Origin of the sequence: Rhizobium sp. BK602, assembly GCF_014195095.1 — a bacterium.
Lineage (GTDB): Bacteria > Pseudomonadota > Alphaproteobacteria > Rhizobiales > Rhizobiaceae > Rhizobium.
In genome coordinates this window covers 260,987-287,550 of sequence record NZ_JACIBC010000007.1, presented here as the reverse complement: position 1 = coordinate 287,550, position 26,564 = coordinate 260,987, and the positions used below count along the sequence as shown (strand labels likewise).

The following is a 26,564-nucleotide window of genomic DNA, read 5'->3' as shown; positions in this document are numbered from 1 at the left end:
GTAACTCTGTGCCTGGCCCCTCACCCCAACCCTCTCCCCGCATTGCGGGGAGAGGGGGCTCTATAGTGCCCATCGCCGCTTCTGTTCGTGTGGTGAGGCCGATTGTTTTGCGCTGTCGTCCCTTCTCCCCGCCTGCGGGGAGAAGGCTAGGATGAGGGGCCAGGCACAGAGGTGCGGCAAAGTCGGCCTCACCTGACCTTCACCCCCATAGCCAGCTATCCACTCAACTCTTCCGCTTCAGCTTCGCCGCCCCTTCCTCCACCAGTCTCTTCGCCGCCTCAGCGACCGTGATCTTGCCGAAGGCGAGCTGGTCGGCGACGGGGCGCATGACGTTCTGGTCGAATTCGCCCGAGCCGAGTGGCGCCGGTGCGGGATAGGTGCCGACCTGATCCTTCAAGAGCTCAACATATCCAACCGTCTGCTGTTCCACCGGATTGAGCGTCGGCAGAATGGCGGCGCGCACGGCCGGCGACATCGGCACGCCGCGCTCGACGCCAAGGATCTTGCCGGCGTCGGGATCGTTGACGAAGAAATTGATGAATTTCGCAGCCGCCTCGCCATTCTTGCTGGTGGCGCCGACGCTCCAGATCAGCGCCGGGCGATAATAGTGGCCGGACGGCCCGCCCTTCTTTTCGCGCGGCAGCATGGTGACGGCGAGCTTGCTCTTGACCACAAGCTGATAGCCGACGAGCTGGTTAGAATAGGCCATGCCGATGGCCGATTTGCCCTGTGCCAGGCAATTGCTTTCGATGGTGTTCTGATCCAGCGTCTGGACGTCGGGCGAGACCGTGCCGCCGCGCTGACGCAGGTCCTCCCAATAGGAATACCATTCCTTGGCGTCGTCGACGCCGAAGCCGAGCCCGCCATCCTCGGAATAGAGGCTCTTGCCGCGCTGGCGCAGCCAGACATCGAGGACGTAATTGTAGCGCGCGCCATAGGGACCGCCCCAATAGGCCCGCTTGCCGGCCGCCTTGGTCAGCTCCACGACGAGATCGGCATAGTCTGCCCATGTCGTGGTCGGGCTGGGCGGCGTCAGGCCGGTCTTCCTGAAGATCTCCTCGTCGTAGAACATCGCGAAGGAATTGAGCCCGAGGCCGATGCCATAGAGCTTGCCGTCGACGGTGGTGAGCTTCAGCACATCCTTGCCGAAACTGTCGACATTCAGCGTCGAAGGCACGAACTGGTCGAGCGGCATGCAGGCGCCGCGCTTGGAATAGTCCGAAATCGTGCTCGGCTCGAGCTGGAAGACGTCCGAGATGTTCTGGCTGGCCATGCCGGTCGCGAGCTTGGCCCAGTAGCCGTCGCCGCTGATGCTCTCGCCGATGACGGAAATATCGGGGTTCTTGGCATGGAACAGCTCGGCCACGGCAACCGTGCGCTTGCCGCGATCCGGCGAGCCCCACCACATCGCCCGCAATTGCGTCGCATCGGCAAAGGCCGGCGTCGCTCCCCCACCGAAAGCGAGGCCGGCGGCGGCTCCGGCAGTTCCGATCATGAATGAACGGCGATTCATGCGCATGAGATTCCTCCTTCTCTTGCGTTGCTATCCGCGACGATCTCCCCGACGCCTTCTGCGGACAAATTCCGCGTGAGGATATGCAACTTCATTGCGAAACGCAATAAACAATCTTTTTCTTGCAAATTTGCATAATTTGCATAATTGTTGCGCCTATGAACGAACTTCGATCCAAACGCATCACTCAAGCTGATATCGCCGCGAGGGCCGGCGTTTCCGTCTCCACCGTATCGCGGGTGCTGACCAACGAGCCCGGCATCAGCGACACGATCCGCCAGCAGATCTTCAAGGTGGCGAGTGATCTCGGCTATCCGCTGAAGGCGGCAGCCGACAGCATGCCCGGCGGGCTGGCGCTGATTGCCAGCGACAGTGCCACCGGCGGTCTCAGCGTCTTCTACGAAGGCATTCTCGAAGGCCTGCGCGCCGGTGCCGCCGAGCGCGGCATGCCCTTCGACATCCGCCTGGTGCGCGAAGCCCGAACCTCGCCGGAACATATCCAAGAGCAGTTGCAGGCGACCGGCGCCGAGGGATTGTTCCTCGTCGGCATCGACCCGCCCGACGAGCTGCGCCCCTGGCTGGAACAGAGCGGCACGCCGACCGTGCTGGTCAACGGCACCGATCCGAAGCTGCGCTTCGACGGCGTCTCGCCCTCGAATTTCTTCGGCGCCTATGCCGCGACCCGCCGGCTGCTCGATGCCGGCCATCGCCGCATCCTGCATTTCACCGGTTCCCACCGCCAGACGATCCGCGAACGCGTCCGTGGCTTCGAGGCGGCGATCGCATCGGTGGACGGCGCCGAGGGCCGGCTCGTGCCGATGACCTTCCGCGGCAGCTCCAGCCAGGAGGCCCACGACACCACCGCCGCGATCCTTGCCGGGGATCGCAGCTTCACCGCCGCCTTCTGCATGAACGATTTCATCGCCGTTGGCGTGCTCGATGCCGTCACCGAAGCCGGTCTGCGCGTGCCTGAGGATTTCGCCATCGTCGGCTTCGACGACCTGCCCTGCGCCCTGATGACCCATCCGCGCCTCGCCACCATGCGCGTCGACCGCGCCGCCCTGGGACGCGAGGCGGTCAACCTGATGATCGCCCGCTTCCGCGACCGCGACGCGCCCGCCCGCCAAGTCTGCCATGCCGTCATACCCGTTCCCGGCGGCACGCTTCCGCCCGAAACCTGAGCCGCATCTCCGCGAGACGGCCATAGAAGAGCAGAACCGATGACCTACGATCCCGTCAGCACCAATCCGCTCGCCGGCAATCCGCTGGCAAACCGTGCCGACATGCGCCGCGCGCTGACCGACCTGTTCGATCCGCTGCTGCCCTATTTCTCTAAAGGGAATGCCCGCGTCCGCATCGACGCCGCCGGCGCGCATTTCGATCGCGCCGCCGCCGATCTCGAAGGCTTCGCCCGTCCGCTCTGGGGGCTCGCGCCGCTCGGCGCCGGCGGCGGCGATTTCGCCCACTGGCACCGCTTCGCCGAAGGCCTCGCCAACGGCGTCGACCCCGACCATCCGGAATACTGGGGCACGGTCAACGGTCGCGACCAGCGCATGGTCGAGCTTGCCGCGCTTGGCTTCGCGCTCGCCCTGGTGCCGGAGAAGATCTGGGAGCCACTGAACGCCCGCGCCCGCAACAACCTCATCGCCTATCTCAAGCACGCCCGCACATTCGACTATGCCGATAACAACTGGCGCTTCTTCCGCGTGCTGGTGGATATCGCCCTCGACCGGCTGAGCGCCAGCTTCGACCACAGCCTGACCGAGGCCTATCTCAACGAACTGGATGGCTTCTATATTGCCGATGGCTGGTATCGCGACGGCAATATCCGGCGCATCGACCACTACGTCCCCTTCGCCATGCATTTCTACGGGCTGATCTATTCCAGGCTCGTCGACGACGACCGCGCCGAGCGCTACCGCGAGCGCGCCACCCTCTTCGCCAAGGACTTCCGCCACTGGTTCGCGCCCGACGGCGCCACCATCCCCTTCGGCCGCAGCCTGACCTATCGCTTCGCCTGCGCCGGCTTCTGGTCGGCGCTCGCCTTCGCCAATGTCGAGGCGCTGCCCTGGGGCGAGGTGAAGGGGCTGTGCCTCCGGCACCTGCGCTGGTGGGCCGACAAGCCGATCGCCAATCGCGACGGCACGCTGCCGATCGGCTATGCCTATCCCAACCTGCTGATGTCGGAGAACTATAATTCCGCCGGCTCGCCCTATTGGGCCTTCAAGGCCTTCCTGCCGCTGGCGCTTGCCGACACGCATCCCTTCTGGACGGCAGAGGAAAAGCCGCAGGATGATAAGCCGGCTATCGTCTCGCTGAAGCACCCCGGCATGGTGATCATGCGCAGCAGAGACGACGCCGTGGCGCTCTCTTCCGGCCAGGAGAACCAGCAGATGCGCTTCGGGGCGGAAAAATATGCGAAATTCGCCTATTCAGCCCGCTATGGCTTCAGCGTCGAGAGCGACGAGCGCATCTTTGCCGGCGCCGCCTTCGACTCGATGCTCGCCTTCAGCGATGACGGCCTGCACTATCGCGTGCGCGAAACCAATCAGGAGGCGAAGCTCGCCGGCGACACGCTCTACGCCAAATGGTCGCCCTTTGCGGATGTGACCGTCGAGACATGGCTGATCCCGGCCGCCCCCTGGCATGTCCGCCTGCACAGGATCGTCTCGCCGCGGCCGCTGCAGACGGCCGAAGGCGGCTTCGCCATCGCCCGGCGCGATTTCGAGGCCGATACGCTCTCGGCCTCACCGGACGCGGCCTATGTCGTCGGCGCGGAGGATTTCAGCGGCATTCTCGATCTCGGCTCGACCGTCGCCCGCAACGGCGTGGCACAGAAGGCGCCGCCGAACACCAATCTGATCGTCGCCAAGACGCTGGTGCCGCAGCTGCGCGCCACGATTCCGGCGGGCGAAACCATCCTCGTCTCCGCCGCTCTCGCCGAGCGCGATCCCTCGGCCCTCTCCCGCGCCTGGACCAAACCGCCCGCAAGGCCGGACATCGACGCCCTGCGTGCCCTGATCGCCGAGAAAGGCATCACCGTCAGCGCCATCGAAGCGCCGGGGCGCCTGCCATGACACCATCCGCCTCGCGCCCGACCATTGCTTTTGCCATGCAGCCGTCGCGCACGCAGCATGTGCTGCCATCAGCCTTGATCCAGCGCCTCGATACGATCGGCCGCGTGCTCGATAGCGCACCGATGCTGCGCTTTGACGACGACAGGGCGCGAAAGCTGCTCGGCGAAGCCGAAATCCTGATCACTGGCTGGGGCTCGCCGCCCATCGACGCGGCGGCGCTGGCGCTGGCACCGCATCTGAAACTGGTGGCGCATGCGGCCGGCACGGTGAAGGGCCTGATCGATGATCGGCTATTCGACAGAGGCATATTGGTCAGCCACGCGGCGCAGGCCAATGCCCTGCCCGTTGCCGAATTCACCCTGGCCGCCATCATCTTCGCCGGCAAGAAGGTCTTCAGCTTCCGCGATCTCTATGTCGCCGACCGGCATCGCGCCCGCACGCAACCGATCCAGGCGGAAGCCATCGGCAATTATGGCCGCACCGTCGGCATTATCGGCGCCTCGCGCATCGGCCGGCGGGTGATCGAGCTGCTTGCCCCCTTCGACTACGAGATCCTGCTCTACGACCCGATGGTGAGTGAAGCGGAGGCCGCGCGTCTCGGCGTCGAAAGGGCCGAACTTGACGCCTTGATGGCTCGCGCCGACATCGTCTCGCTACACGCTCCCTCGCTGCCGGCGACGCGGCACATGATCGACGCCCAGCGCCTGTCGCTGATGAAAGAGGGCGCAACCTTCATCAACACGGCGCGCGGCGCCCTGGTCGACGAAGCCGCCCTGATCGCCGTCCTGAAGACCGGCCGCATCGAGGCGATCATCGACGTCACCGATCCGGAAATCCCCGAGGCGAACTCGGCCTTCTACGATCTGCCGAATGTCTTCCTCACGCCGCATATCGCCGGCGCTGTCGGGCTCGAACGCACTCGCCTCGGCGAGATGGCGGTGGAGGAAGCCATCCGCTTCATCGAGGGCAAACCGCTGCTCTATGAAATCCGCCGCGAAGACCTGGCGCGCATGGCGTGATGCAACGCGGTAAATTCATGAAAACACCCTGAAACCGCCCCATTTCGGCACAGCCGGAAAACCCGTTTTTAATCATTCGCGGCTAGCAATCATCTTAGCGAAGAGGTTCTAGTCATGCGTACTCGCGTTCTATCCATTCTGGCTGTCCTGCTGCTCGGCATGCTGGCGGGCTGCGCCACGGCGCCCAACCGCATCCGCAATGTCTGCGCGATCTTCGATCAGCGCGACGGCTGGTTCAACAACTGGCAGCGGGCAGCCGAACGCACCGAGCGCAAATACGGCGTTCCCGTGCCGATCCTGATGGCGACGATCTACACCGAATCCGGCTTCCGGCCCCGCGCCCGTCCGCCGAGACGATATCTGCTCGGCTTCATTCCCTGGAAACGCCCCTCGACCGCCTATGGCTATTCGCAGGCGCTCGACGGCACCTGGGACAAGTACAAGCGCGAAACCGGCAACTGGGGCGCAAGCCGCACCAGCTTCTCCGACGCCATCGATTTCGTCGGCTGGTATCACTACCAGACACACCTGGAAACCGGCATCCCGCTCAATGATTCCTACGATCTCTATCTCGCTTATTATTCCGGCTCGAAGGGCTATCTGCAGGGGGCATGGCGGGGCAATGCGGCCGCACTGTCCGGCGCCAAGCGCTTCAACAGCATGACGAGGCTCTACGCGCAGCAATTGCCGACTTGCAGCTAATTAAGGCCGCGTCTCCAGCAGGTTCAGGCCACCGTCCTCGCCCCAGATATCGGCGATCGAGACCTGCTGGCCGCTGCGGCTGCTTTCCAACGCCGCGATGCCACAGAGAACCGACATCGCGCCCGCGCGCGAGCCGGCACGCTGCCTGAGCTCGTCGTTCGGTCCCGACCGCAGCAGCATGTTGCGCAGCCGGTCGTCGCCGCCATAATGGCCGCCGGAGGAATGCGGCACCCAGATGCGCTCGACCTCGCCGAAATTCTTCATGACGACGATCTCGTCCGCCGGCGGAGTCGTCCAGTTCTGCTTCTCGTACTGCCTGAGCTCGATGCGGCCCTTATGGCCGTTGAAGGCGATATGGTGCCCTTCGATCGGCATATAGGTGTTCAGCGAATAGGAGACGTTGACGCCGTTGCGGTAGCGGATCGAGGCGACCATCGTATCCGGAATGTCGATGTCCTCGCGGAAGACGCAGGCATCGCGGACATAGCCGTCGACCGTCGAGGGGTCTTCGTAGAGGCTTTCGAGCAGCGGCGTGGCGCTGATATCGAGATAATAGTCGCACTCGTCCTTGTAGCGACAGGTACGACAGCGCTCGCCCCGGAACGGCCCCTTGCGGCCGTAATGTTTCAGATCGGCGAAGGCGGCAACCGTCTCCGGATCGGAATCGAGATACCAGTTCAACAGATCGAAATGATGCGTCGCCTTGTGAACGAAGAGGCTGCCGGAATTTTCGACGAAGGCATGCCAGCGGCGAAAATAATCCGCGCCATGGCTGGTATCAAGATACCAGTGAAAATCGACCGAGGTCACATCGCCGATGGCACCGGAATTGATCAGTTCCTTGATCTTCGCCGCCGTCGGCGCAAAGCGGTAGTTGAAGGAGACATCGAGCCGCTTGCCGGTGCGGGCCTCGGCGTCGAGGATGCGCTTGATCTTGTCGACCGTCGTCGTCATCGGCTTCTCGCTGATCACGTCGGCGCCGGCCTCCATCGCCTTGACGATCAGATCGTCATGGGAGGAATCGCGCGTGCAGACGATGACCAGATCCGGCTTTTCGGCTCGCAAGAGTTCGTCGAAATCGGTATAGACCGGCACCTCGGCGCCGACGTATTTCAGCGCCCGTTTGGCACGCATGGCGTTGAGATCGCAGACGGCGACAAGCTCGACCTCGTTGGCCCAGCGCTCGATCAGATCCTTGCCCCACATGGTGGCACCGCGATTGCCGGTGCCGACCAGGGCGTATCGCTTCTTCGATGACGACGGCATGTTCTTCCTCCAAGGTTTCTTACCTTCTCCCCAACGGGGAGAAGGACGCGCGAAGCGCAGGTTGAGGGGGCGTTGCACCGTAAGGAGGATCGCCTTTCGCTTTTCGTTCAAGGCCCGCTTCGCGGCCCCCTCATCCGCCCTATCGGGCACCTTCTCCCCGATGGGGAGAAGGAATCATCTCTCCATCGCGCTCCAGTCCGGCGCGACGGACGAGCCGAGACCGATGGCGCCGACGACCGAGCCGATGGCGATCCTGCCGCCTTCGATTCTCAGCCGTGTCCGATCCTTGTCCACGCGATAAAGATCGGCATGCGCCCGCGCGAAAGCCTCCTGCTCGGCCTCCGGCGCCCCCGCCATGCCGTCGACATAGTGATGACCGTTGCGTTCGATATGCGTCATGCCGATCAGCGAGGCGAGCGCCAGATCCTGCTGCACGGCAAGGCCACCCTGCGTCGTCAGATCCTCCGCCGACATGAAATAGGGGGACCTGTCGTCGGCACTCCATTTCGTCACCCGCGCCCGGTTCAGGAGCGAGCGGTAGAAGCCCTTGCAGGATTTCGAGGATATGCCGGTATAGCCGAGCTTTCTCGCCGTGACGAAGGCATCGATATCGGCGTCGGACTCGTCGATCTCGACCGGCTTGAAGGCGGCAAGCGCCGTCACCGGCTTCTCGAAAGCATGGGCTCGGGCGATCGGCTGCTCGACGAACAGGATCGACGCTGCGAAACGGCCGAGCCTCGGCTCGGCCCGGATACGGGCCAGCAGATCGGCCACCGCCTCGGCGGACGAAAATTGCTCATTGCCGTCGAGCGTCACCGAATAGGCCGGCATCTTGGCGTCGATCACCGCGGCGATGCGGCAGAGGCGATCGATATCGGCCTCGGGAACGCCCGACACCTTCACCTTGAAGAAGGTCAGCCCATAGGCATCGATCGCCTCCTCGAAGCTTTCCGGCAGGCCGTCGTTCAGGCGCTCGCCCTGGGGAACCTCGCGCGCCTCGATGGCATCGACGAGGCCGACGGTGTGGCGAGCGGCAAGGCTTTTCGCCGGCGTCAGCGTCGACAGGAAAGCCGGGAGATCGAAGCCCTGCAGATCCGGCGCCGTCGCCGCGTCGATGCCGGGGCGATTGGCGGCGATCGCCTGGGCGATCGTCAGCCCTTCCAGCCGGCAGAGCGCATCCAATATGGCCCTATTGGCAAGCGCAAGGCCGAAGGATGCGACCAGGCCGTTCAGCTTTTCAGCCGCCGCCCGCCCATGATGGGCGCCCTCGACGGAGGCATGCAGCCTAAAGGCCGTCTCCAGCCCCGCACCCTTCAGGGCATCGAGGGCAAGCGCCAGCGAGCGGCGAAGCTGGTTTTCATTGTCGGTATTGGAAAGCTCCGGCGATTTGTCGAACCATTTCGGCACCATCAGCTCGGCCGCCATCCCGGTTGCCGACCGGCCACGCCCATCCTCGATGCGGACACGCAGGAAAATCTGCCGCGCCTCCCGAAGCGTCGCGGCTCCGAAGCGGAAGGGCAGCCGCAGCGTGACCGGGCGCTCGAAGGTTTCGGCCTCGACAAGCCGGATTTTCAGGGGATCGGTCATGGTTCTAGGCGGCTCCTGTGATTGTCAGGCAAGGCTGCCTATGCCGCATCCGCATGCCCGGCCATCCCGAGGTCGAAAGAGCCGCCATGTCCTCAAATCTCCAACGGCTCGACATCCAGCCAGCGACGCTCCGCCCAGCTCTTCAGGCCAAGCGAGGCGAGCTGCACGCCCTTGGCGCCTTCGGCCAGCGTGTAGCGCCAGGGCGTATCCTCGAGCACATGCCGCAGGAACATCTCCCACTGGATCTTGAAGCCGTTGTCGTAGACCTGATTATCGGGCACCTCGTCCCAGGTGTCGAAGAAATCGATGGTCTGCGGCTGGTCCGGATTCCAGACCGGCTTCGGGGTGTTGACGCGATGCTGTGTCCAGCAACGGGTGAGCCCCGCCACCGCCGAGCCATGCGTGCCGTCCACCTGGAAGGTGACGAGGTCGTCGCGGCGCACCCGCACCGCCCAGGAGGAATTGATATGGGCGACGATGCCGCCCTCCAGCTCGAAGGTGGCATAGGCCGCGTCGTCGGCATCGGCGGCGTAGCGCCGGCCGGCCTCATCGACGCGCTCGGGAATATGGGTGGCGCCAAGACAACTGATCGCCTTCACCGGCCCGAAGAGATTGTCGAGCACATAGCGCCAGTGGCAGAGCATATCGAGAATGATGCCGCCGCCTTCGGCCTTGCGATAATTCCACGAGGGACGCTGCGCCTGCACACCCCAGTCACCCTCGAAGACCCAATAGCCGAACTCGCCGCGCACCGACAAAATCTTGCCGAAGAAGCCGCTGTCGCGCAGCATGGCGATCTTGCGCAGGCCCGGCAGGAACAGCTTGTCCTGCACGACGCCGTTCTTCAGCCCGGAGGCCTTGGCCTTGCGCGCCAGCGCCACGGCCGCATCGAGATCGTCCGAGATCGGCTTCTCGCAATAGACATGCTTGCCGGCGTCCAGCGCCCTGGAAATCAGCTCGGCGCGCATCTGCGTCGTCGCCGCATCGAAGAAGATCGCATCGTCGGGATCGGCCAGCGCGCCGTCGAGATCGGTGGTCCAGCGCTCGATGCCGTATTTGCGCGCCAGCTCCTCCAGCCGCGCCGCATTGCGGCCGACCAGCACCGGATCGGGCATGACGCGCTCGCCGTTCGACAGCAGCACGCCGCCTTCGGCGCGCAGCGCCACGATCGAGCGGATGAGGTGCTGGTTCAGCCCCATGCGTCCGGTGACGCCGTGCATGATGATACCGATGCGCTTCATGATCCCTCCCGATCGTTCAACCCGACTCCCTCCCGAGTCAGGAAAAGCAAAGGCTTGGCCGCACGACCAATGTAACTATATGGTTACACGATGGCGCTTTCCATCCGCGCTTGTCAATCGCCTTTCGAAAATTTCTCCAAAGCATGCCGCGCAAAACTGTGCAGCGGTTTTGCGAGAACGACATGCGCAAAATCAACGACCGAAAGCGCAAGACGCGAATCTGAAAGATCGCGACGCGCTTTAGGCCCGGATCGAGGCGAGCGTCACCGAGACGATGTGTTCTCCCCAGGCCTTCAAGGCCTCCGGCGCCGTCAGCTTGCGGGCAAAGATCGTCGACAGCGTATGGCGGTTGGAGAGATAGAAGAAACCGAGCGCGGCGACGGTCAGGTAGACCGATACCGGATCGACGGAGGGACGGAAAACTCCGGCTGCTTCACCACGTCGCAGCACCCCGGCAAGCTCGGCGATGAAATGCGAATGCATCGCCAGGATTTTTTCGGAGCGCTTGAGATAGCGGGCCTGATGCAGGTTCTCGGTGACCAGCAGGCTCAGGAATTCGGGATGATCGAGAAAATGATGCCAGGTGAACAGCGCCAGTTCCCGCATGCCCTGCTCGGGATTGCGGTTGGCGAGATCGAGATTCTTCTCGGCGCTGCGGATCTGCGCATAGGTCGCCTCGAGTACGGCGAGGTAGAGCCCCTCCTTGTCGCCGAAATAGTGGTAGAGCATCCGCTTGTTGGTCTGAGCCCTCGCGGCGATCGCATCCACCCTGGCGCCACCGAAGCCATGAGCGGCGAATTCCGCGGTCGCCGCGTCCAGGATCGCCGCGTGGGTGCGCTGCGGATTGCGCGCGCTCCTGTTGCGCCTCGGCGCCTGCGCCGCATCGATGCCGGTTCCGGCTGATTTTTCAGGTCCTTGCCCTGCCTTTGTCGCCATTGGCATTTCTCCTCCCCGATCTATCTACTCCGCAGCCGGCTAATCCGGCCTCGGCACATGCCGTTTCGAGCGTGACACGATTGGCGCTTGACAGCGGTCGCGTTTCTATCCAACTTGTAACCAAATAGTTATATCACGCAGAGCAGTTCGTAAATCATCGGTTAACTGGGGAGGAGACCAAGATGAGTTTGACGATCGACCGCCGGCGGCTATTGGCCGGCATGGCAGCCACGCTTGCTTTCGGCGGCATGGGACTTGGCCGCGCCAATGCGGCCACCTCGATGCGCCTTCTTTGGTGGGGGTCCAAGGAGCGAGCCGACCGCACATTCGCCGCCGTGAAGGCCTATCAGGCGAAAAATCCGGATGTGGCGATCGCCGGCGAGACCTTCGGCTGGGACAGCTACTGGACCCGTCTCGCCACCCAGACCGCCGGCGGCAATCCGCCCGACCTCATCCAGATGGACTATCGCTACATCTTCGAATATGCGCGCCGCGGCACCTTGCTCGATCTGACGCCCTATCTCGGCAAGAGCCTGGCGATCGAGGATTTCGGTGCCCCCAATATCAATTCCGGCAAGGTCGACGGCAAGATCTATGGCGTCAACCTCGGCGTCAATTCCTCCATGGTCGTCGTCAATGTGGCAGCCTGGCAGGAAGCCGGCGTCGAACCGCCGCATGACGGCATCACCTGGGAACAGCTCGGCGATGCCTGCGCCAAGGTCACCGCCGCCAAGAAGCGCCGCGGTTTCTACGGCACCGGCGATCAGAGCGGCGGAGAGCCTGCCTTCGAATGCTGGCTGCGCCAGCGCGGCAAGGCGCTCTACACAGGCGACGGCAAGCTCGGCTTCGAAGCCAAGGATGCCGCCGAATGGTTTGCGCTGTGGGGCCATATGCGCGAAATCGGCGCCTGCGTACCGGCCGACGTTCAGGCGCTCGACCAGCAGACGCTCGAAACCGATATGCTCGTGACCAAGAAGGCGGCCGTCAGCTACGCCCATTCCAACCAGTTCGTCGCCATCCAGGGCCTCGTCAAGGAAAAGCTGGACCTGATCGCCTATCCGAGCAATCCGGACAGCAAGCCCGGCCAATACCTGAAGCCGTCGATGCTGATGTCGGTCTCGGCGAGCTCCGCCAACAAGGACGCCGCCGTCGCCTTCGTGAACTATCTGGTTGAAGATCCCGAAGGCGCCAAGACGCTCGGCGTCGAGCGCGGCGTGCCCGCATCGTCGAAGATCCGCGATCTCCTGACGCCCAATCTCGACGCGACGAGCAAGCAGGTGGTCGACTATATCGGCCGGCTGACGCCGCGTGTCGGCGCCTTGCCGCCGTCGCCGCCGAACGGCGCGGGCGAGAATGCTTTCCTTCTGAAAAAGATCGCCGAGGAAGTCGCCTTCGGCAAAAGCAGCGCGCAGGACGGCGCGACGAAATTCGTCGAACAGGCAGCAGCAAACGTAACACGAGGCTGATACCGTGGGTACAAACAGCAACAGCGTTGCCGGTGGCATTGTCATCGGCGCGAATGTGCCAGTGCGCACAGAGACCGCTTACAAGGCACCGGGAGTGCTGGCGCGCAATGCGCCGGGCTACCTCTTTCTCCTGCCCTGGCTGATCGGCTTCTTCGGCCTGACGCTGGGGCCGGCGATCGCCTCGCTCTATCTTTCCTTCACCGACTACAATCTGCTGCAGGCGCCGGATTGGGTCGGGCTGGAAAATTACGCGCGCATCGCCACCGCCGACGACAAGTTCATCTCGTCGATGAAGGTGACGCTGTTCTATGTGGTCTGTTCCGTGCCGCTGAAGCTCACCTTCGCGCTGCTGGTGGCGCTGCTGCTGAACCGCGGCATTCGCGGCCTGCCCGTCTACCGCGCCATCTTCTACCTGCCGTCGCTGCTCGGCTCCAGCGTCGCCATCGCCGTGCTCTGGCGGCAGATCTTCGATGCCGACGGCGTCGTCAACACGCTGCTCTGGTATCTCTTCGGCATCAACGGCCCGAGCTGGATCTCCAATCCGGACTATTCGCTCTACACCCTCGTCATCCTGGCGGTCTGGCAGTTCGGCTCGCCGATGATCATCTTCCTCGCCGGCCTCCGGCAGATCCCGACCGATCTCTACGAGGCCGCCAGCCTCGATGGCGCCTCCAAGGCGCGGATCTTCTTCAAGATCACCCTGCCGCTTTTGACGCCGGTGATCTTCTTCAACGCCGTCGTGCAGACCATCGACGCCTTCAAGGCCTTCACCCCGGCCTATGTCATCTCGTCGGGTACCGGCGGGCCGATCGATTCGACGCTGTTCTACACGCTCTACCTCTACCAGGAGGCCTTCGGCTATTTCCGCATGGGCTACGCCTCGGCGCTGGCCTGGATTCTGGTGATCATTATCGCGATCTTCACCACCTTCTCCTTCCTCTCCGCTCGTTATTGGGTCCACTACGATGACTGACGCGAAGCTCACCCATTTTTCCGACGACATGAACCCGCCGCGCGAGCGGCCCTGGTTCCTCTCCATCCTCATCCATGTCGCGCTGATCGCCGCCTCGATCGTGATGCTCTATCCGCTTCTGTGGATGCTGTCGGGCGCGGTCAAGGACCAGAACGAGATCTTCGGCACGGCATCGCTGATCCCGTCGCATTTCGATTTCAGCTCGTTTCCACGCGGCTGGTTCGGCGGACAGGTGAATTTCGGCTCCTTCGTCTGGAATTCGGCCGTCATCGCCGTGCTTTCGGTCATCGGCAATGTCTTGTCCTGCTCGCTGGCGGCCTACGCCTTCGCGCGGCTGAATTTCTGGGGCAAGAATTTCTGGTTTGCGCTGATGCTCGGCACGCTGATGCTGCCCTATCACGTCACCCTGATCCCGCAATATATCCTCTTCCTCAAGCTCGGCTGGGTGAAAACCATGCTGCCGCTGGTCGTGCCGAAATTCCTGGCGGTCGACGCCTTCTTCATCTTCCTGATGGTGCAGTTCTTCCGCGGCATCCCGCGTGAGCTGGACGAGGCGGCGATGATGGACGGCTGCAGCCCCTGGCGCATCTACTGGCGCATCATGCTGCCGCTGTCGCTGCCGGTTCTCGCCACCGCCGCTATCTTCTCCTTCATCTGGACCTGGGACGATTTCTTCGGGCCGCTGATCTATCTCTCCGACATCAACACCTACACGGTGCAGCTCGGCCTGCGCTCCTTCGTGGATTCCACCGGAAGCTCCGACTGGAGCAGCCTGTTTGCCATGTCGAGCATCTCGCTGATCCCGGTCTTCCTGATCTTCCTCTTCTTCCAGAGGCTGCTGATCGACGGCATCGCCACGGCGGGCCTCAAGCGCTGATACGAACCATACGGTCCCGAATACCCAAGGTTCGGGACCGCATTTAAAGAAACCCATTGAAAGGAATGTCGCATGAGCGCGCTGCGCTTTGCCGCCATCGGCCTCAACCACGATCACATCTACGGCCAGGTCAACGTCATGCTGCGGGCCGGCGCAGAGCTCGTCGCCTTCCATGCCATAGAGGATGACCTCGCCGCCGTCTTCGCCGAACGCTATCCGCAAGCCCGCCGCGTCGCCGACAAGCGCGAAATCCTGGAGGATCGCTCCATCGCGCTGATCGTCAGTGCCGCGATTTCCAGCGAGCGGGCTAGCCTTGCCATCGAGGCCATGCGTCACGGCAAGGACGTGATGCTCGACAAGCCCGGCATGGTGACGCTGGATCAGCTCGCCGAGGTCCGCCGGGTGCAGGCCGAGACCAAGCGCATCGTCTCCATTCTCTATTCCGAGCATTTCGAGACCGCCTCCACCGTCAAGGCCGGCGAACTCGTCAAGGCCGGCGCCATCGGCAAGGTCATCCACACGACAGGCCTCGGCCCCCACCGGCTGCGCAAGCCGACGCGGCCGGAGTGGTTCTTCGACCGCAAGCGCTATGGCGGCATCATCGCCGACATCGCCTCGCATCAATGCGAGCAGTTCCTGTTCTTCGCCGATTCCCTTGAGGCCGAAGTGCTGTCGGCGACGGTGTCCAATCGCGCCAATCCCGAAACGCCCGGCCTGCAGGACTATGGCGATTTCCATGTGCGCACGCCGGATGTCACCGGCTATGTCCGTGTCGACTGGTTCACGCCGGACGGGCTCTCCACCTGGGGCGACGGCCGCCTGTTTATCGTCGGCACCGAAGGCACGATCGAGCTCAGAAAATATATCGACGTCGCCGGCCGGCCCGGCATCGATCATCTCTTCCTCACCGACCGCAAGGGCATGCAGCACATCGACTGCACCGGGGTCGAGCTGCCCTACGGCCGGCAGCTGGTTGCCGACATCCGTGACCGAACCGAAACCGCGATGGGGCAAGAACATTGCTTCAAGGCCATGGAGCTGGCGCTGAAGGCGCAGGCTCTGGCGGAAGCGACATCGCTCAACAGCATTCAGAGGTAATCCGCATATGTCCGACGTCAAGAAAGTCGCGATCATCGGTCTCGGCATCGGCCGCTCCCACATCGTCGAAGGCTATCTGCCGCATCCAGACCGTTACGAGGTCGCCGTCCTCTGCGATCTCAACGAGGAACGCCTGAACGCCGTCGGCGACGAATTCGGCATCGGCAGGCGCCTCAAGGATTTCTCCGAAGTCCTGAACATGCCCGATATCGACATTATCGACATCTGCACGCCGCCAGGCTCGCATTTCCAGCTCATCCTGCAGGCGCTTGCCGCCGGCAAGCATGTGGTCTGCGAAAAGCCGCTCGTCGGCTCGCTCGCCGATGTCGATGCCGTCATTGCCGCCGAGAAGACGGCCAGAGGCCGGCTGATGCCGATCTTCCAGTATCGCTATGGCGACGGCATCCAGAAGGCCAAGCGCATCATCGCTTCGGGCATTGCCGGCAAACCCTATGTCGCCACGTCGGAGACCCATTGGGTGCGCGGCGCCGACTATTATGCAGTTCCCTGGCGCGGCAAGTGGGACACCGAGCTCGGCGGCGTGCTGATGACGCATTCCATCCATCTGCACGACATGCTGACCTATCTGATGGGGCCGATCGCAGGCCTGTTCGGCCGCGTCGCCACCCGCGTCAACGATATCGAGGTCGAGGATTGCGCCAGCGCCAGCCTGCTGATGGAAAATGGCGCGCTTGCCACCATCAGCGCCACGCTCGGCTCGCAGGAGCAGATCAGCCGCCTGCGCCTCGCCTTCGAAAATGTCCTGATCGAAAGCAATCACGAGCCCTATAGCCCCGGCCAGGACCCGTGGAAGATCGTCCCCGCCAATGACGAGATCGGCGCCAAGATCGATGCGCTGCTGGCCGACTGGTCGCCGATCCCCAACCGCTTCAACACGCAGATGAAGCTGTTCCACGACGCGCTGCTATCCGGCGGTCCGCTGCCGGTCACGACGGCCGATGCCCGTCAGGCGCTGGAGCTGGTGACCGCATTCTACGAATCGTCGGAAACGCGCACCGAGGTCCGCTTCCCTGTCGGGCCGGAAGCCAAGAAATACAAGAGCTGGAGGCCGGCATGAACATTGCCCCACGAGCCATCAGGACGAACAAGGAGGAAGGGCCCATGGCGACAAGCGTCTCGCTGCAGAAGGTTATCAAGCGCTATGGCGAACTCCAGGTCGTCCACGGCATCGATCTGGAGATCGAACCGGGGGAGTTCACCGTCTTCGTCGGCCCATCCGGCTGCGGCAAGTCCACGCTCTTGCGCATGATCGCCGGGCTGGAGCCGATTTCCGGCGGCGGGCTCTATCTCGACGGCAGCCGCATGAACGATGTCCCCGCCTCCAAGCGCGGCATCGCCATGGTGTTCCAGTCCTATGCGCTCTATCCGCATATGTCGGTCTACAAGAACCTCGCCTTCGGCCTGGAAACGGCGGGCATGAAGAAGCATGAGATCCAGCCGCGCGTCGAAAAGGCGGCCGAGGTCCTGCAGATCACGCAGCTGCTGCAGCGCAAGCCGAAGCAGCTTTCCGGCGGCCAGCGCCAGCGCGTCGCCATCGGCCGCGCCATCGTGCGTGAGCCCAATATCTTTCTGTTCGACGAGCCGCTCTCGAACCTCGACGCCGAACTGCGCGTGCAGATGCGCGTCGAGATCGCCCGCCTGCACCAGCGGCTCGGCAACACCATGATCTACGTCACCCACGACCAGACGGAAGCCATGACCATGGCCGACAAGATCGTCGTGCTGAACGGCGGCCGCATCGAGCAGGTCGGCGCGCCGCTCGATCTCTACAACAACCCCAGGAACAAGTTCGTGGCCGGCTTCATCGGCTCACCGAAGATGAACTTCCTCGATGCCAAGATCGTCGCCTCCGACGACGGCTCCGCCGTCATCGACCTCAACGGCCAGACCGTCCGCCTGCCCCGCCGGCTGGGTGGCATCCAGCCCGGAGACACCGTGACGCTCGGCGCCCGCCCGGAACATCTGAATGTCGGTGATCGCGGCCTGGCGCTTAGCAGTGCCCATGTCGATTTGGTGGAGCATCTCGGCGGCCAGACGATCCTCTACGCCACCCTGCACGGGGGACAGTCGCTGACCATCGCGCTGGAAGACCAGCAGGCGATCCGCGCCGGCGAGACGGTGAATATCCGCATCGATCCCGAGCGCTGTCATCTGTTTGGGCCGGATGGGGCAACGTTGTAGACGCAGGTGGGGCCTGCCTCGCCCCTGGTGGGCGAGAACGTAAGAACTGGGGGTTAGGCGAGGGTTCGTCCATCGTCTAATTCCCAGTTTTTACAAGAGCGGGGTCGGCAGGGACGCATTCAGTTTCGGGCCTGCCATCGCAAGAAACGAACCCTCGCTCTTGCAATTTCAGTGGCTTGGAATTTTCTGCGACCATCAAACCTCAATTACTCGCCGACTACCGACAGCTCTGACCTGACCTGTCGGAACCGTCTCGACCGCAGTTCCGACCCTCGGATACAGTCTCACCTGTCTGGTCACGCCGGGCGACAGATGAAACCAGTCGTCCTCGGCCCGATAGGCCTCGAAATCGATCTGGACCAACTGCGCCAACCGGTCGCTGCGCAGATCAAGGAACCATTCCTCACCCTCCCGAAGGACCGACGCGGTGATTTCGGCATCGTGAAACGCCTTGGCTCGCCCAAGCGGAAAATGGAAAGCCTCGGCGATCACCGCGCCGCTCTCCCGCGCCGTCAGCCGCGCTACCGTGACATCATGCGACGGCGGGCCGAAGCGGAAGGCGTAGGTCGTATCGAAGAAGGCGCCGAAAAGATCAGTGCAGGCTATCTTTTGCTTGGAGCGCGGCCCGATCGACAATTCGCTGTCGCCGCCGACCACTTTCTGACGGCCGTCACGCAGGCACGAAACCTCCAGAGTCAGCTCCAGCGCCGCGTCGCCCTCGTTGATCACATGCACATCGAGGCCATTGGTGCCCTCATCCATCAACAGCACCTGCACCGGCCGGAAGGCGCGGCGCAGCCCATACCAGACCGGCTTCGGCTCGCCGGTCGAATCGATCACGCCCCAGCCAGCACCGGGCAGCAGGTCCTGCAGCGTCCAGACGAGCGCGCCGTTGCAGCCGGAGCCATGACGCCGCCATTCGGCATAGGTCTCCTCGGTGACTTCGCCGGTCACGGCCCGCGAAAGATTGAGATAGAGATCCGGGTCTTCGCGCCGCAGCCGGTTGGGCTCGAAGCCATAGAGCTCCTTCAGATAATGATCGCGCACATCCTCGAAATCCCAGGAGGCGCCGCGATCGCGTGGCACGCGCTCTTTCCATAGTGGGCTATGGACTGCAGGCACCGGCAGATGCCGGGCGAGCGTGCGGGCCTGCGGCACATGTGCGAAAGCGAGACTCTCTGCGGCAAAGCGGACGTCGGCGCGGCGCGCATCGGCAAGCGGCCGCATATAGGCGCCGACGCCATAGTAATGCGTGACGCCGGCATTCGGCGAAAACGGCATGGCGCCGCCGGAGGGCGAATTGACGACATAGGGCACGTCGGGGCGGAGCGACTGCACCAGCGGCGGAATGATTTCCTCGACGATCGGGCTTGCGCGGAAGCGCTCCGGCAGGCCCATCATCGCTGCCTGCTGATGGATCTCGCTGCCGCCGCAAAGGATTGCCAGCGAAGGCGACAGGCGCGTGCGGTTCAGAAGCTCGGAAACCTCCGCTTCGACATGGGCATTGAAGGCCGCGTCGTTCTTCGGATAGTCGAAATTGGCGAGCATGAAATCCTGCCAGACCAGCAGGCCGAGTTCGTCGCAGAGGCGGAAGAATTCCGGCGTCTCGTAGGCCATCGTGCCGCCAATGCGGATCATGTTCATGCCGGCCTGCGCTGCCAGCCGCAGCCAGCTCTCGTAATCGTCGCGGCCACCAGGCAGGCGCACGATATCGGCCGTGGTCCACACGGCACCCCGGCAGAAAATCCGCTCGCCATTGACGATCAGGGCGAAATCCTGCCCGTCGGCGCCGCGATCGACCGACAGCCGGCGAAAACCGGTCCGCCCAAGCGCATACTCGACGCCATCGACCACGAGCGCGACATCATGGAGCTGCGGCACGCCATGCGTATGCGGCCACCAGGGCGCAACATCGGGAATTTTCAGAATGGCCGTATGGCGGCCCGCGCCGCTCTTCTCGAAAGCCTGTTCGGCCTCCCCGCACTTCAGCACCAACCCTTCGACATCGCCCTCGATCGAAAGCGACGCATAGAGCCTGCCTTCGCCATTCTCGAGCAGGTCCGGCCGCAGCGAGAGATCACGGATGACGGGCGCGACCGGCCGCAGCAGCGAAACCGGCCGCCACGGGCCGACAGCCTGAACCTCCGGGCACCAGCCGGGCATATGGCCAAGCAACGTCGTGCGCACCATCCGCAGGCCTTGCGGCGTGATCATCTGCGGCCGCCAGCGGGCGCGCGGACCGGGCTCGGACAGCTTCGGCTCCAGGGCGCGGAAGCAGAGCGCCAGCTCGTCCCCGCCCACCAGGGTGACGTCGATGTCATGAGCCTCGAACATGCTGTTGGAGGTGAGGATTTTCTGGCCGTTGAGGAACACCTCACAAAGCGTCGCCAGCCCTTCCAACCGCAGGATTGCATCCCCCGCCTCCGCATCCACCAGACGGCAGATGTACCAGGCATCGCGGTCATGAAGCGGCTGCGGCTTCGCCCGGTCGAAGCGCCCGGCCTTTTCCAGGGCCTCCGCCACCGTGCCCGGCACCGGCGCCGGAATGAAGCCAGAGGTCAATGACACATCGGACGGCAGGATGCCGGTGCCCGCCTCCGTCAACACCAGATTCCAACCTTCGCTCAGCCGCACTCCGCCGCCGAGATCCGCCACGCGCCCGCCCATGCATCTTCCGGGGAATTTCCCCGCCCCAATATTTCAGAAATGACCCAGCCGCATCGCCGCCGAACGGAAGCGGTCAAAGCCTACGCTCAAGCTCTCCCACCATGGCATCCCATGCATCGGCGGCCGGATCAAGCGCCGTCAGGAGCGGCTCGAATTTCCGGCGCGTGATGGCACGGGCAAGCTGGAACTGCACCGATTTCGCTACCTCGGAAATCCGTCGCGCCTCGCCGACCGCATCGGACAGATCGGCCGAGAGCCAGTCGAAATGACTGCCGGCCAGCTCGAAATTGGCACCAAGCTGACGCAGCGTGTTGAAGGCATACTTATGGAAAAAACCGAAAGGCCGTTCGGCCAAGGCTTCCACCTGCGCCGGGAAGACTTCCGCGAAGGCGCGGATCGGATTGGCCTGCGGACGGCGACGGAAATGGAAGGAGAGAAGCTGCCGCGCCGTCTGCCGGATCGCAGCCGCGCCCGGCGCTTTCTCCGGGAATTTCGCAAATTCCGTGTAAGGCAGGAAAGGCAGGTCCTCATCCGTCAGATGCAGCTGGAACAGCCCGTCGAAATCCTCGCCCGACAGCCGGAAGAAGCCGCCATTGTGGAAATAGTCGAGCGTGCGACCTTCGATATCGAGCCGATTGATCGCCACCGTCGTCTTGCCGTGCTCGCGGCGATAGCCGACGCCCTGCGTGTCCGGCATGAAGAAGGAATCCATCTCCACCAGGCAGAGCCGGCCGCGGCCGATCTGCGCGGCGACATGCACCTCAATCTTGTCGTAGATTGCAAGCTCGGTGCAGCGGATGCCGTAGAGCGCTTCCAGATCCTCGAGCGGCACCTTGAAGAAGGTGAACTGGTCCCCCTCGAAATCCTGTGTCACCGTGAAGCCGAGCATGGCTTCCGGCGGCAGTCTCAGGCTCGAAAGCACCTCGATCCAGAGATCGATATAGCAATTGGTTTCCGGCCACATGCGTTCGCTGTCGTGCAGCGCGTGGGGCGTGTAGGCGGCGGGATCGAGCCCCTGAAAGACGGCAGCCATGGAAACGATCAGCCCCATAACGCCTTGCGCACGCTTTCGGGCCATTCCCTGGTATCGAGACCGTGGGTGTGGAACAGCGCCAGCGCGATGCGCTCCAGGCCGAAGCCGACGCAGGCCGTATGCGCGACGCTGCCATCCTCGAAATTCAGGCCCCATTTCGCGCCGAAGGCATCCTGATGATAGTTGAAGCTCATGCAGGCGGTCGGCTTGGCGACAGACGTGATCGGGATCAACAGCTCGAACTTCAGGTTCTGGTCGCGCTGGTTGTTGGCAAGCATCTTGCCGGCGCGGCCGAAGAACGGGTCGTTGGCGACATCGATGGTCACGTCGAGACCGACGGCCTTCATCATCTCGACGCCGCGATCCATCCAGCTCTGGCGGAAATCCGTCACATGCTGGTCGGTGCCCATGCAGACATATTCGCGCATGCGGAAGAGCTGCTGGCGGGCCGGATCCTTGGAGGGCTCGTGGCGGAAGCAATAGGATTGCAGATCGTAGAGTGCGCCGTTTTCCGGAATGGCGCCGCGCTTGGCAACCGTCGGATAGAGCGGATAGCAGGCCGCCGGCGTCAGCACGATATCCGTCGCCTGCTGGTCTTTCGTCCAGTCGTCGCCGACTTCCATGCACTTCAACAGGCTCATATGGTCGAGCTCGTTGCCGCAGAAGCTGTGCACCGTGCCGGCAAGCTGCGGGAAGCTCTTCATGTAGCCGCTCTTTTCGAAGAAGGCGCGGTTCATGCCGGGCGGGAAGCGGATGGCTTCGGCGCCATCGGCGCCGCCAACCCTGTCGATCAGCCGCTCGAAAGCGGAAATCACATCTTCGAACTGGCCGCTGCGGCCATAGAGGCCATCGACGCCGGTATCGATCAGGAGGCCGGATTCGAAAAGACGGTCGAGAAACGAGGCTTGCATATCCATGACGGTTACCCCAACAGGCTGGTATCTTGCTTATGGACGAGCAGCATGGTCGACGTGTTGCCGAGGATGCGGTCGTTCGAGATCATCAATTGAGCGGAATGCGCGTCGCGCAGATGGCGGCCGAGGCTGTAGGGCGTGCCGTTCTTGTAGCCCATGATGCCGCAGATCAGCATGGCATGGTTGATGATCGGCAGGATCATCTCCGACGACGCAATCTTGACGTTGTTCATGGCGACGGCAAAAGCCATCGAGGAGAGCCGGTCGGCATCGGCCTTGGCCTCTTCATAGGCTTTCAGCCCGGCCACGACATTGGATTTCACCATCTGCAGCAGGCTGGACACTTCCGCCAGGCGCAACGCGCCGGGCGGCGGCGTGCCGGGAGACTTGCGGGCGGCGGCGCGCACGAAAGCCTGGGCGCGGGCGACGGCATCGGCGGCAATGCCATACCAGACACCGCTCCATAGCAGATGCGAACTCGCCAGCATCGACTGCGCGGCGATTTCGGCAAAGGGCTTCGGCAGGATCTGCGCGGCTGGCGCCTCGCCCTTGAAGAGGAAGCCGTCGGAGCAGGTGCCGCGCATGCCGAGTGTGTTCCACTCGACCGTGCGTTCAAGCCTGTATTGGTCCTTGAGGAAAACCGTCAGCACCTGATCGGAAGAGGCCGCATCGGCATGGCTGCGCGAGGTGATCAGGATCGCATCGGCATGGGCTCCATAGGAAATGACGGTCGCATCCTTTTCCAGAAAGCAGGTGTCGCCTTCGACCGTGATGGCGCAGATGCTGTTGCGCAGATTGCCGCCGATGCCGCCCTCCGTGGTCGCCGAGGCCAGCAAAAGCTGCTCCCTGGCGATGCGGCGCATGAAGTCGCGGTGCCAGTCGCTGCCAGCGCCGTGTTCGACCAGGCTCGACAGCTTGATCTGGTGCATGGCGAAGACCATGGCGCTGGCGGCGCAGGCCTGACCGAGGATGGAGCAGAGTTCGGCGATCTGGGTGATCGACGCGGCTTCGCCGCCAAGCTCGACGGGAATCTGGATCGACAGCAATCTCTCCGCCCGCATCGCCTCCACAGCTTCGCGCGGGAAACGCCCCTCCGCGTCGACCGCATCGGCATGCTTGCCGGCAATCGCCGCGACACGCGCGGCGCGCGTCGCCAGCCCGTCACTGGCGCCCGCTGCGGCCAAAGCGATCGCCGCGCTCATCAGGCGACCTTTCGGCTGTCCAGGATCAAGCCGACCGTCTTTTCGATGGCAACGATACTGGCGAAGGATTTGCGGTTCAGGAGATTGTCGGGAAACTCGATGTCGAAAGCCTCCTCGATGCCGAGCATCAGTTGCACGGAAGCGAAGGAGGAAAGGCCCGCCGCATAGAGGTCGGCGTCATCGGCGATCTGATCGATCGTGACCGGAAGCGCGCCGAACTTGGCCAGCAAATCGCGAATCGTCTCGTTCATTCTCATCATCCTTCCAGGCAACAGCAAACATGACGGCATAGCGCAGTCTTATCCTGAGCCAGGAAGTAACAGGTAAAATAGAACATTCCGCTAAGCGACGTGGTAAATACAACCGGGATATACTTAGCAATAAAGTCGGTAATTTTAGATCTATCTAAATGAAATTTACGATATTTAAGCCATGCAACCCGCCGTTTACGAGGCAATATCCTGAATTCCTAAAATTCATGAAGGAGCGATTGCTGGGGAATGGCACTTGGCGGCAAGGTTAATGCACCAATTCGGGAGAAGCATTTTCGCTTAAAAAGTGCATGAATGCCGGCAAACCTGCAAAGTAAAGGCGACCGATCTCCGCCGCTGGCTATTCCTGCGGCGGATAGACATGCTCGCCGCCGCGATAGTCCGAAACGGAATAGCAGCCCTCGCCAAGCTCGCGGACGGCGCTCTTGCCGATGTCGGCCTTGCCGTGACCGCCGGGGATGTCGAGGATATAGGTCGGCTGGCAGAGGCCCGAAATCCGGCCGCGCAGTGCCGCCACGATCTCCCGTCCCTCCGCTATCGTCAGGCGGAAATGGCTGGTGCCGGGCGCAAGATCCGGATGATGTAGATAGTAGGGCTTGATCCGCGTCTCGACGAAGGCCTTCATCAGGGAAGCCAGCACGTCGGGATCGTCGTTGACCCCCTTCAGCAGCACGGACTGGCTGACGAGCACGATGCCGGCATCGACCAGCCGCGCGCAGGCGGTGCGCGCCTCGGCCGTCAGCTCGCGCGGATGGTTGGCATGCACAGCCACATAGACGGTCTTGCCGCTCGCCTTCAGCGCCGCGATCAAGGCCTCGTCGATTTTCAAGGGCTCGACGACGGGGATGCGGGTGTGGAAACGGACGATCTTCACATGCTCGATATCGGCGAGCTGCCGCAGCATCTCCTCCAGCCGGCGCGGCGACAGCACCAGCGGATCGCCGCCGGTCAGGATCACTTCCCAGATTTCCCGGTGATCGCAGATATAGGCAAAGGCGGCGTCGAGGGCCGCCGTATCCAGCGTTCCAAGCCCCTGCGGCCCGACCATCTCACGACGGAAACAGAAGCGGCAATAGACCGGGCAGACATGCACGGCCTTCAGCAGCACACGGTCGGGATAACGATGGACGATGCCCTCGACCGGACTATGGGCATGGTCGCCGATCGGGTCCGCCCGCTCCTCGGGCGTCACCCGCAGTTCCGCCATATCCGGCACGAATTGGCGGGCGATCGGATCGGCGGGGTCGGCCTTGTCGATCAGCCTGGCAACGGTCGGCGTCAGGGCGATGGCATAGCGATCGGCCACCGCCTCCAGCGACACAGCCGCGTCGGCATCGATGAGCCCGGCCTGCTGCAGATCGTCGATGGTCCTGATCGGGCGCATCACATTCATGAGCCGAACTCCGCGACCGGCGCCCAGAGCACCTGCTCGATCCGCGAGGCGCCGGTGGCCAGCATCACCAGCCGGTCGAAGCCGAGCGCGATGCCGCTTGCCTCCGGCATGACGGCCAGCGCCTCAAGAAAATCCTCGTCCAACGGATAGGTCTCGCCATAGACCCGCGCCTTCTCAGCCATTTCGATCTCGAACCGCCGCCGCTGCTCCCTGGCATTGGTGAGCTCACCGAAAGCATTGGCGAGCTCGACGCCGCAAGCATAGAGCTCGAAGCGTTCGGCGACCCGATGATCCGCAGCCGAAGGCCGGGCAAGGGCGGCCTCGGAGACTGGGTATTCGTCGAGGATCGTCGCCCGGCCAAAACCGAGATAGGGTTCGATCTTCTCCACCAGCACGCGGCTGAAAAGATCCGACCAATGATCGTCGGCCGCGACCCGCATGCCGACGCGGCGCATCTCGGCGGCGAGATGCTCGCGATCCGTCGATCCGTCGGAACCGACCGAGCCGAGCAGGTCGATGCCGGCATGACGCTCGAAGGCTTCGGCGACGCTGATGCGTTCCGGCGCCAGGAAGGGATCGACCTCGGCGCCGCGATAGCGGAATGTCTTCGCCCCCACCGTCTCCGCCGCCAGCGCCAGCAGCGCGGCGCAATCGGCCATCAGCGCCTCGTAGGTCTCGCCGGCCCGATACCATTCCAGCATGGTGAATTCGGGGTGATGCAGCGGTCCACGCTCACGGTTGCGGTAGACATGGGCGAAACAGGCGATGCGCTCCTCGCCGGCGGCAAGCAGCTTCTTGCAGGCGAATTCCGGCGAAGTGTGCAGATAGAAGGGCGCCTTCTGGCCGTCGGTCGTCAACGCCTCGGTGGCGAAGGCATGCAGATGCGCCTCGTTGCCGGGCGACACCTGCAGCGTCGCGGTATCGACCTCGATGAAATCGCGGCTGGCGAAAAAGCTACGCAGCGCCGCCTGGATGGCATTGCGGCCGAGCAGGAACGGCCGCCGGTCCGCATGGACGCCGCGGGTCCACCAGGGGGACGCTTTGCTGCTCTTTGGCTCCATCACACGCTTTCTTCTCGCGATCGCCGGGGTTGGGGGGTGGCTATTTCCGCTGATTTAGGGTAGTT

Annotated in this window: 22 protein-coding genes; 10 read left to right on the top strand and 12 right to left on the bottom strand. The window is 63.4% G+C overall.

What is annotated here, in order from left to right:
* Positions 1–223: 223 nt before the first annotated feature.
* Positions 224–1,519 carry an ABC transporter substrate-binding protein gene (locus FHX11_RS23080; RefSeq protein WP_184361381.1) on the bottom strand — a complete coding sequence of 432 codons (1,296 nt, stop codon included), beginning with the start codon at positions 1,517–1,519 and terminating at the stop codon, positions 224–226.
* 152 nt (positions 1,520–1,671) lie between these two features.
* Between FHX11_RS23080 and FHX11_RS23075 the strand changes: the two genes are divergently transcribed.
* From FHX11_RS23075 to FHX11_RS23060, 4 genes are all read left to right on the top strand, one after another.
* On the top strand, positions 1,672–2,694 hold the full coding sequence (locus tag FHX11_RS23075; RefSeq protein ID WP_184361377.1) for a LacI family DNA-binding transcriptional regulator: 1,023 nt from the start codon (positions 1,672–1,674) through the stop codon (positions 2,692–2,694).
* A 39-nt stretch (positions 2,695–2,733) separates the two neighbouring features.
* Positions 2,734–4,590: a DUF2264 domain-containing protein gene (locus FHX11_RS23070; RefSeq protein WP_184361374.1), complete on the top strand. Its 1,857-nt coding sequence runs from the start codon at positions 2,734–2,736 to the stop codon at positions 4,588–4,590.
* Positions 4,587–5,609: a hydroxyacid dehydrogenase gene (locus FHX11_RS23065; RefSeq protein ID WP_184361371.1), complete on the top strand. Its 1,023-nt coding sequence runs from the start codon at positions 4,587–4,589 to the stop codon at positions 5,607–5,609. Before FHX11_RS23070 ends, FHX11_RS23065 begins: the two co-directional genes overlap by 4 nt.
* A gap of 114 nt (positions 5,610–5,723) precedes the next feature.
* Positions 5,724–6,311: a transglycosylase SLT domain-containing protein gene (locus tag FHX11_RS23060; RefSeq protein ID WP_184361368.1), complete on the top strand. Its 588-nt coding sequence runs from the start codon at positions 5,724–5,726 to the stop codon at positions 6,309–6,311.
* Here FHX11_RS23060 and FHX11_RS23055 read toward each other — a convergent pair whose 3' ends face one another.
* The 4 genes from FHX11_RS23055 to FHX11_RS23040 form a co-directional block, all read right to left on the bottom strand.
* Positions 6,312–7,577, bottom strand: a complete 1,266-nt coding sequence (locus tag FHX11_RS23055; RefSeq protein ID WP_184361365.1) for a Gfo/Idh/MocA family oxidoreductase — start codon at positions 7,575–7,577, stop codon at positions 6,312–6,314.
* A gap of 174 nt (positions 7,578–7,751) precedes the next feature.
* Positions 7,752–9,164: a mandelate racemase gene (locus FHX11_RS23050; RefSeq protein ID WP_184361362.1), complete on the bottom strand. Its 1,413-nt coding sequence runs from the start codon at positions 9,162–9,164 to the stop codon at positions 7,752–7,754.
* Positions 9,165–9,256: 92 nt separating this feature from the next.
* The gene (locus FHX11_RS23045) at positions 9,257–10,405 is read right to left on the bottom strand and encodes a Gfo/Idh/MocA family oxidoreductase (RefSeq protein WP_184361359.1); all 1,149 of its coding nucleotides are present in this window, start codon (positions 10,403–10,405) and stop codon (positions 9,257–9,259) included.
* A gap of 240 nt (positions 10,406–10,645) precedes the next feature.
* Positions 10,646–11,341, bottom strand: coding sequence for a TetR/AcrR family transcriptional regulator (locus tag FHX11_RS23040; protein WP_184361356.1), 696 nt, complete (start codon positions 11,339–11,341; stop codon positions 10,646–10,648).
* 182 nt (positions 11,342–11,523) lie between these two features.
* Here FHX11_RS23040 and FHX11_RS23035 point away from each other — a divergent pair, with 182 nt between their 5' ends.
* The 6 genes from FHX11_RS23035 to ugpC all read left to right on the top strand — a co-directional run bounded on the left by FHX11_RS23035 (position 11,524) and on the right by ugpC (position 17,957).
* A complete protein-coding gene (locus tag FHX11_RS23035) occupies positions 11,524–12,807 on the top strand; it encodes an ABC transporter substrate-binding protein (RefSeq protein WP_184361353.1) in 1,284 nt (427 codons plus the stop codon).
* Positions 12,808–12,868: 61 nt separating this feature from the next.
* A complete protein-coding gene (locus FHX11_RS23030; protein ID WP_348649729.1) occupies positions 12,869–13,780 on the top strand; it encodes a sugar ABC transporter permease in 912 nt (303 codons plus the stop codon).
* Between the two features lie 28 nt (positions 13,781–13,808).
* On the top strand, positions 13,809–14,657 hold the full coding sequence (locus tag FHX11_RS23025) for a carbohydrate ABC transporter permease (RefSeq protein WP_184361599.1): 849 nt from the start codon (positions 13,809–13,811) through the stop codon (positions 14,655–14,657).
* A 72-nt stretch (positions 14,658–14,729) separates the two neighbouring features.
* Positions 14,730–15,755 carry a Gfo/Idh/MocA family oxidoreductase gene (locus FHX11_RS23020; protein WP_184361347.1) on the top strand — a complete coding sequence of 342 codons (1,026 nt, stop codon included), beginning with the start codon at positions 14,730–14,732 and terminating at the stop codon, positions 15,753–15,755.
* A 7-nt stretch (positions 15,756–15,762) separates the two neighbouring features.
* Entirely contained in the window at positions 15,763–16,833 is a 1,071-nt protein-coding gene (locus tag FHX11_RS23015; RefSeq protein ID WP_184361345.1) for a Gfo/Idh/MocA family oxidoreductase, read from the top strand.
* A 44-nt stretch (positions 16,834–16,877) separates the two neighbouring features.
* The gene (gene ugpC, locus FHX11_RS23010) at positions 16,878–17,957 is read left to right on the top strand and encodes a sn-glycerol-3-phosphate ABC transporter ATP-binding protein UgpC (protein ID WP_184361343.1); all 1,080 of its coding nucleotides are present in this window, start codon (positions 16,878–16,880) and stop codon (positions 17,955–17,957) included.
* 195 nt (positions 17,958–18,152) lie between these two features.
* Here the strand turns inward: ugpC and FHX11_RS23005 are convergent, their stop codons facing one another.
* From FHX11_RS23005 to epmA, 7 genes are all read right to left on the bottom strand, one after another.
* Positions 18,153–20,624: a glycoside hydrolase family 2 protein gene (locus FHX11_RS23005; protein WP_184361340.1), complete on the bottom strand. Its 2,472-nt coding sequence runs from the start codon at positions 20,622–20,624 to the stop codon at positions 18,153–18,155.
* A 73-nt stretch (positions 20,625–20,697) separates the two neighbouring features.
* Positions 20,698–21,657, bottom strand: coding sequence for a DUF1839 family protein (locus FHX11_RS23000; protein WP_184361596.1), 960 nt, complete (start codon positions 21,655–21,657; stop codon positions 20,698–20,700).
* A gap of 8 nt (positions 21,658–21,665) precedes the next feature.
* A complete protein-coding gene (locus FHX11_RS22995; RefSeq protein ID WP_184361337.1) occupies positions 21,666–22,574 on the bottom strand; it encodes an amino acid--[acyl-carrier-protein] ligase in 909 nt (302 codons plus the stop codon).
* 5 nt (positions 22,575–22,579) lie between these two features.
* Positions 22,580–23,773, bottom strand: coding sequence for an acyl-CoA dehydrogenase family protein (locus FHX11_RS22990; protein WP_184361334.1), 1,194 nt, complete (start codon positions 23,771–23,773; stop codon positions 22,580–22,582).
* Positions 23,773–24,024, bottom strand: a complete 252-nt coding sequence (locus FHX11_RS22985) for an acyl carrier protein (RefSeq protein WP_184361331.1) — start codon at positions 24,022–24,024, stop codon at positions 23,773–23,775. The genes FHX11_RS22990 and FHX11_RS22985 overlap by 1 nt, the downstream gene beginning before the upstream one ends.
* Positions 24,025–24,385: 361 nt before the next feature.
* Complete coding sequence (locus tag FHX11_RS22980; RefSeq protein ID WP_184361328.1) at positions 24,386–25,438, bottom strand: lysine-2,3-aminomutase-like protein; 1,053 nt, start codon at positions 25,436–25,438, stop codon at positions 24,386–24,388.
* A complete protein-coding gene (gene epmA, locus FHX11_RS22975) occupies positions 25,435–26,499 on the bottom strand; it encodes an EF-P lysine aminoacylase EpmA (RefSeq protein ID WP_184361593.1) in 1,065 nt (354 codons plus the stop codon). The genes FHX11_RS22980 and epmA overlap by 4 nt, the downstream gene beginning before the upstream one ends.
* Positions 26,500–26,564 lie beyond the last annotated feature (65 nt).